A 6,795-nucleotide genomic window follows, 5' to 3' on the forward strand; every position below is an offset into this window, starting at 1 on the left:
CGAGATTGCCACGTCGGCCGTTGGCAATCTCGGGAAGGCAGTTACGTTTTCGCCAGAAGTACCCTGTGATCCGACCGGGTTCTGCGAGATTCCCACGTCGCTTTGCTCCTCGGAATGACACATCAGGGTGGTGCGGCGGTGCACCAGTGCCCTCATGCAGTGGAATAGCCCCGTACAGGGCGCTCACTGCCCGTAAAGGGCACGCCGCATCCGTAAGGCGGCAAAGCCGCCAACGGCTGCGCAGTGAGCGCCGCTACACCCCATACTTCGGCGTTTGCCATTTTAACGGCAGCCTGTGTCGATCGTTCGTACCGTGTCAGAGAGACATGGCTTTTCTTTGCTTTATAAAAATTCGAAAGTTATAACTGATAAAAATCTAAATTTCGGTTGTTTTTTCACTTACACTCTGATAAAATAAGACAAGCCACGAAGGGAGGCCTGCCAATTGATCAAGCGAGAATCCTATATGCGCCGCATTCGTCCGTTTTTCGGCGGCGAACTGATCAAGGTGATGACCGGCATCCGCCGCTGTGGGAAGTCCGTCATGCTCGAGCTGGTGAAGCAGGAGCTGCTGGATTCCGGCGTCGGTGCGGAACAATTCATCACGCTGAATTTTGAAGACCTGCGCAATGCGCCGCTGTGCCGCTCAGAGGCCCTGCACGCAGAAATTCTACGTCGCGCGGCAGCGATCCCCGGAAAGGCCTATCTCTTCTTCGATGAGATTCAGGAGGTGCAGGAGTGGGAGAAGTGCGTCAATTCCCTGCGCGTGGCGCTGGACTGCGACATCTATATCACAGGCTCCAACGCAAAGCTCCTCTCCGGCGAGCTTGCGACCTATCTTGGCGGCCGCTATGTTGAGTTTGTCATCTATCCGTTTTCGTTTGCGGAATTTCTGGAGCTGTACCGGACGATCGCGCCGGAGGCCTCTGGGCAGCAGGCCTTTCAGAAATACCTGCTTGCAGGCGGCATGCCCTATCTTGCCAACCTGCGATACGCCGAAGAGCCGTCGCGCCAGTACCTGACGGACGTGTTCAACTCCGTGCAGCTCAAGGACGTCGTCAAGCGCAATATGGTCCGCGATGTCGACCTGCTTGAGCGCATTCTTGCCTACGTCATGGCGAATGTCGGCACGACGTTCTCCGCGTCCTCTCTCTCCCGTTTTCTGAAGAACGAGCAGAGGAATGTCGCGCCGGAGACGATCCTGAACTATCTCAAATACTGCTGCGACGCCTATCTGTTCTATCAGGTCAAGCGGCAGGACCTGCAGGGCAAGCAGGTTCTTTCCACAAATGAGAAGTATTACATTGCAGACCACGGCATCCGCGAGGCGGTGTTCGGCGGCAACCTGCGGGACATCAACCTGATCCTCGAAAATATCGTGTTTCTGGAGCTGCTGCGCCGCGGCTATACCGTAACAGTAGGCAAAACAGGTGAAAAGGAGATCGATTTTGTCTGCGAAAAGCGCGCCGAGAAGCTCTATGTGCAGGTGACGTATCTGCTGGCCACAGACGAAACGATCGAGCGCGAGTTCGGCGCATATGCCGCGATCCGGGACAATTTCCCAAAATATGTCGTCTCGCTGGACGAATTTGACCGCAGCCGCGACGGCATCAAGCACCGGAATCTCCGCGATTTCCTGCTGGCGGAAAAATGGGATTAAGCGCCACTGACCGCACATGCCATTGTAGGGGAGCGGACAGCCGGGCCCGACAATTATTGTTTATCTTGTTTTTTCTAAAATCACCGCGCTGCCGGATCGTTTCCGGCAGCGCGGTTTTTCTCATTCGATGGATTTGAGGGATTCGGCCATGGAGATGCGGTCGATCTTGCGGATGAGGCACAGGCACACGGCCACGGCCAGCAGCAGCGTGGCGGCGAAGGCCAGCGCATAGCTCAGCGGTGTGACGTGGATGTGGAACGAGACAAGGCTGATGCGGATATTCTGCATGATGAACCGGTGCAGCGCCCAGCCCGCCGGCAGGCCGACGAGCGCACCGCAGAATGTCAGAAGCAGAATTTCGCGGAAGACATAGTTCAGCGTCTCGCGGTGGTAGAAGCCCAGGACCTTCACCGTGGCGATCTCGCGCACGCGCTCCGTGATGCTGATGTTGCAGAGGTTAAAGAGCACGACGAGCGCCAGCGCGCAGGCGCAGACCACGACGAGGCCGACGATGTAGTCCAGGCTCTTCATGGTGTTGTCCACAATGTCCTGCAGGGCCTCGGAGACCGTGACGGACGCGACGCGGGAGTTGGATGCCAGCGCCGCGCCGAGCGCGTAGGCATCGCCGTCCGTGAGGATGTAGGCCGTGCTATATTCGCAGTCTGCACCGAACAGATCCCTGTAGGTCTCCGCCGTCATGTAGGCATAGTGGTAGACATAATTCTCGAACGTCCCGGCGACGGGGAGATCGACGCTCGTCGTGTCGTCCACGGAGACCGGGAGCGTCTCGCCCACGGAGACCCCGGTATCCCGCGCCAGCGCGGCGTCGAGCAGCACGCCCTGCTGCGGCCAGGCGACGGTCCTGCCGTTCTCATGCAGGTCGATGGCCTGCGTGATGGCGGGGTCGTCCGTCGCAATGACGTTGACCTTGTTGATGCCGCTGGACGTGCGCGCCTCATAGGCCGCGGCGTGCACAAAGATGCACTGCGTCATCTCGTCCGCATATTTTTCGCGGAAGGCCCGCTGCTGCGCCTCGTCCATGGGCGAGACGAACGTGACGGCAATCTGATAGTGCGTGACGCCCCGGAACTGATCGTCCACGACGGTGGAGATGGAATCGCGCAGGCCGAGGCCCGCAACGATGAGGGCCGTGCAGCCGCCGACGCCCAGCAGCATCATAAACAGGCGCTTTTTATAGCGCACGATATTGCGGATGGAGACCTTGTGCAGGAAGGACAGGCGGTTCCATACGAACGGAATATACTCGAGCAGGATGCGCTTGCCGGCCTTCGGGGTCTTCGGGCGCATGAGATTCGCGGGGTTCTCGCGCAGCTCCGCATGGCAGGAAAGCCACGTCACGCCCGCCGAGCAGGCCAGCGCCGCCAGAACGGAGATGATGAGCAGCCAGCCGTCGAACACATAGACGATGGGTGCAAAGTCATATAGCATGGAATAGCCCATCCAGATGAACAGTGGGAAGATCCATGTGCCGAGGGCAAAGCCGAGCGCGCAGCCCAGCAGCGCCGCGCCGCCGGAATAGGACATATATTTCCATGCGATGGTGCCGTCGCTGTAGCCGAGGGCCTTGAGCGTACCGATCTGCGTGCGCTGCTCATCGATCATGCGCGTCATGGTCGTGATGCACACGAGAGCCGCCACGGCGAAGAAGAACAGCGGAAACACCTTCGCGACGCCCGCGACGATGGAGCTGTCGTTCTCAAACGAGACATAGCCCGTGTTCGTGCTGCGGTCAAGTACATAGCTCTTCGGGTGCTCAAGCTTGTCGACCTCGACCTGTGCGTCCTCGAGCTGCTGCCTGCCGTCTTTAAGCTTCGCCTCGGCATCGGCGAACTGCTTTTCCGCCTCGGCCTTTCCGGCGGCATAGTCGGCCTCGCCCTGCTCCAGCTCAGCCTGCGCGGCGTTCACGGCGGCCCAGCCCGCTGCGATCTCGCTGCGGCTGCTCTCGAGCTGCTTTTTGCCGTCCTCGAGCTTCTGCTTGGCCGCATCGAGCTCCGCTTGTTTTTCATTCAGTGTCTGCATGGCCTCGCTGCGCTTTGCATCCAGCTCCGCCTGCGCCTGCTGCAGCTGCAGATAGCCCTGATAGGCCTCGCTCTGCTCAAACTGGCGCAGAAGCAGATCCGTCGCTTCGATCAGTCCCTGCGTCAGCAGGGCCTCAGCGCTGCCCGGCTCCTGCAAGGCAAGACGCTCCGTGAGTTGGCGGCGCGTGATCTGCAGGGCCTCATACTGCACGAGGATGCCGCTGTCATCGAGCTGCTTCTGCGCGGCGTCGATCTGGGCCTGTGCGGCATCGAGCTGGTCGAGCGCGTCCTGCTTTGCCTGTGTGAAGGCGGCAAGGCCTTCGTCATACTCCTTCTGCCCGGCCTCCAGCTCCTTTTCGCCGCCGGCCAGCTGAGACTCGGCCTGCGTGAGGCGGGCACGGTTGTATTCCAGCTGCTGCGCGCCGTCGTCGAGCTGCGTGCGGGCGTCAGCAAGCTCCTGCTCGGTCTGCGCGCGCCGCTCCTGATATTCCGCAAGGCCGTCGTCATATTCCTTCTGCGCCTTGGAAAGCGCATCGCGCGCCTCGTCGATGATGTCGTCATAGCGCTTCTGCGCGCGCTCCTTCAGCGCGGCGGTCAGCGCGGGGCGCACGGCGTCGACGGCGGCATCGTAGGCATCGGAATAGAGGTCCGTACCCTGCGTGCCGTCCAGCAGCAGGTAAATTTCCGTAAAATAGTCCATGGCGAACGCCTCGGGCTGCAGCAGCACGAAGCCGTTCAGTGTGCCGCCGCCGAGGCTCGTCGTACCGCGCTCCGCGCCGAGATACAGCGGTGTTTCCGCAAGGCCGACGATGGTGAAGGCCGTCTGCGTGAACGCATCGTTCACGGACGCGGCCTGCACCGTGAGCGTTTTGCCGAGGTCGGCCTCCGTGAAGCGGTCGGCATCGGCAAGGCACTCGTCCGCACGCTCCGGCATGCGCCCGGCCGTCAGGCTGGGGCGGTTGACCGTGTCGGAGAGCGTCAGAGCCTTGAGCGTCATGCCCTCGTCTTCAAACTCGGCCGTGAGGTCGACGCTCCGCGCGCCCTCGGCAGCCCGCACGCCGTCCAGCCCGGCAAAATAATCGGCGTCCTCCTGCGTCAGGCCGAGCGTGCTGACAAGACGGTAGTCAAACAGCTCCGTTTTCTGCACATACTGCGATCCGGTGCGGAGCATGGCGGGCTGCGCGACCTTCAGGCCCGCAAAAAAACCGACGCCGAGGGCAACGATGGCGACGATGGCCAGAAACCGCCCGAGTGAATGGCGCAGCTCGCGGCGATTGTTCTTCCGCCAGGCGCTGCCCGTTACCATTCGATCTCCTCCACCGGCGTGACGTGCTCATTCAGGCGGGCATAGGCCACGGTGCCGTTGCGGATGCCGATGACGCGGTCGGCCATGGCAGTAAGCGCGGAGTTATGCGTGATGATGACGACGGTCATACCGTTCTTCCGGCTCTGATCCTGCAGCAGGGCGAGGATCTGCTTTCCCGTGGCATAGTCCAGCGCGCCGGTCGGCTCGTCGCACAGCAGCAGACTCGGCTTTTTTGCCAGCGCGCGGGCGATGGCCACGCGCTGCTGCTCGCCGCCGGAGAGCTGGGCCGGAAAATTCCTCATGCGTTCGCCGAGACCGACGTCCGTGAGCACCTGCGGCGCGGGCAGAGAGTCGCGGACGATCTGCGAAGCAAGCTCCACGTTCTCCAGCGCCGTCAGATTCGGGATAAGGTTGTAAAACTGGAACACGAAGCCGATGTCGCGGCGCCGGTAGTCCGCAAGCTGGCGGCGGTCAAAGGCCGAGACCTCGCGGTCGTTCAGAAAGACGCGGCCGCTCGTCAGAGTGTCCATGCCGCCGAGGATGTTCAGAAGCGTCGTCTTGCCCGCGCCGGACGGGCCGACGATGACGCAGATCTCGCCTTTTCCGATCGTAAAGCTCGCATCGTGCAGGGCACGGACCGCGCCCTCACCGGAGCCGTATATTTTTTCCACATTTTCAAAACGGATGAATGCTTCTCCCATTCCGGGGCCTCCTTCAGGTACATCGCTACTCTATTTATTATAGTATAGCGAATCGTGGGGACGGATTGCAAGCGCAGCGCACGCGGCAGGCGTAAAATTCACAGAAAATTCAGGAACCGCGCGCCGGGCTTCGGCATAAGCTGGCGCGAAGGGAGGCGAAAGCATAGAGCTGCATGAATGCATCCTCACGCGGAACGACTGCTTCCGCCGCGGCACACCGCTCGTCCCGTGCGGCGTCATGGTGCACTCCACGGGCGCGAACAATCCATATCTGCGCCGCTATGTGCAGCCGGACGACGGCGAATTGGGCAAAAACCGCTATGATAATGATTGGAACCGGCCGGGACTTCCGGTGTGCGTCCACGCATTTCTGGGGAAAATGGCCGGCGGCGGCATCGCGGTCTATCAGACGCTGCCGTGGGAGGTGCAGGCCTGGCACTGTGGCCGGTCCGGCAACCGGACGCACCTGGCCTTTGAAATTTGCGAGGACGGACTGGACGACCGTGCCTATTTTACGGCGGTGTACCGCGAAGCCGTCGAGCTGACGGCCTATCTCTGCCGCCGGTTCGGGCTGGATCCGCTGGCAGACGGCGTCGTGCTCGACCACGCGGAGGGCAATCGCCGCGGCATTGCCAGCGCCCACGGCGACGTGGAGCACTGGTTCCCGCGGTTTGGGAAAAGCATGGACGATTTTCGGCGGGAGACGGCCGCGCTGCTGCGCAGGCCGGTGGAAAAGGAGGCGGAGGATTTGACACTGCAGGAGCTTGATGCCCGCATCGATGCGCGCATTCGCACCGTTCTGGAGGGAACGGGCAGCAGGGCGAGCAGCTGGGCACAGGAGGAGCTGGCCCGCGCCATGGCGCACGGCATCACGGACGGCACGCGCCCCGGCGGCTACGCCACGCGCGAGGAGGTCGCCCTGATGGCCGAGCGCGTATATTCCGGGCGCGCATAAAATCCGGTCCCGGTGGGGAGGATATTCTCTCAGACTGTCAAAAAACCTGCCAAGCCGAAAGTTTCGGAGGGAAGAAAAGTGTGAAAGGAAACCGTCAGGGTGTCCTTTCGCGTTCCATAACCCGCCGCAGCGGC

4 protein-coding genes are annotated in these 6,795 nt (G+C 61.5%); 2 read left to right on the forward strand and 2 right to left on the reverse strand.

The features are described from left to right. Positions 1–445: 445 nt before the first annotated feature. Entirely contained in the window at positions 446–1,660 is a 1,215-nt protein-coding gene (locus tag WMO66_RS00845; protein WP_349134514.1) for an ATP-binding protein, read from the forward strand. Positions 1,661–1,780: 120 nt separating this feature from the next. Here the strand turns inward: WMO66_RS00845 and WMO66_RS00850 are convergent, their stop codons facing one another. Beyond that, the gene (locus tag WMO66_RS00850) at positions 1,781–5,005 is read right to left on the reverse strand and encodes an FtsX-like permease family protein (protein ID WP_349134515.1); all 3,225 of its coding nucleotides are present in this window, start codon (positions 5,003–5,005) and stop codon (positions 1,781–1,783) included. Further along, the gene (locus WMO66_RS00855) at positions 4,999–5,706 is read right to left on the reverse strand and encodes an ABC transporter ATP-binding protein (RefSeq protein ID WP_349134516.1); all 708 of its coding nucleotides are present in this window, start codon (positions 5,704–5,706) and stop codon (positions 4,999–5,001) included. Before WMO66_RS00855 ends, WMO66_RS00850 begins: the two co-directional genes overlap by 7 nt. A 238-nt stretch (positions 5,707–5,944) precedes the next feature. On the opposite strand from WMO66_RS00855, the gene WMO66_RS00860 reads away from it, so the two are divergent. Then, complete coding sequence (locus tag WMO66_RS00860; protein WP_349134517.1) at positions 5,945–6,661, forward strand: N-acetylmuramoyl-L-alanine amidase; 717 nt, start codon at positions 5,945–5,947, stop codon at positions 6,659–6,661. Positions 6,662–6,795 lie beyond the last annotated feature (134 nt).

Origin of the sequence: Faecousia intestinalis (assembly GCF_040096185.1) — a bacterium.
Taxonomy (GTDB): Bacteria; Bacillota; Clostridia; order Oscillospirales; family Oscillospiraceae; genus JAZOXB01.

What these genes read in the sequence shown, in the direction of transcription:
- WMO66_RS00855 (WP_349134516.1), bottom strand. Translation starts at nt 5,706, where the DNA reads ATGGGAGAAGCATTCATCCGTTTTGAAAATGTGGAAAAAATATACGGC.
- WMO66_RS00860 (WP_349134517.1), top strand. Translation starts at nt 5,945, where the DNA reads ATGGTGCACTCCACGGGCGCGAACAATCCATATCTGCGCCGCTATGTG.
- WMO66_RS00850 (WP_349134515.1), bottom strand. Translation starts at nt 5,005, where the DNA reads ATGGTAACGGGCAGCGCCTGGCGGAAGAACAATCGCCGCGAGCTGCGC.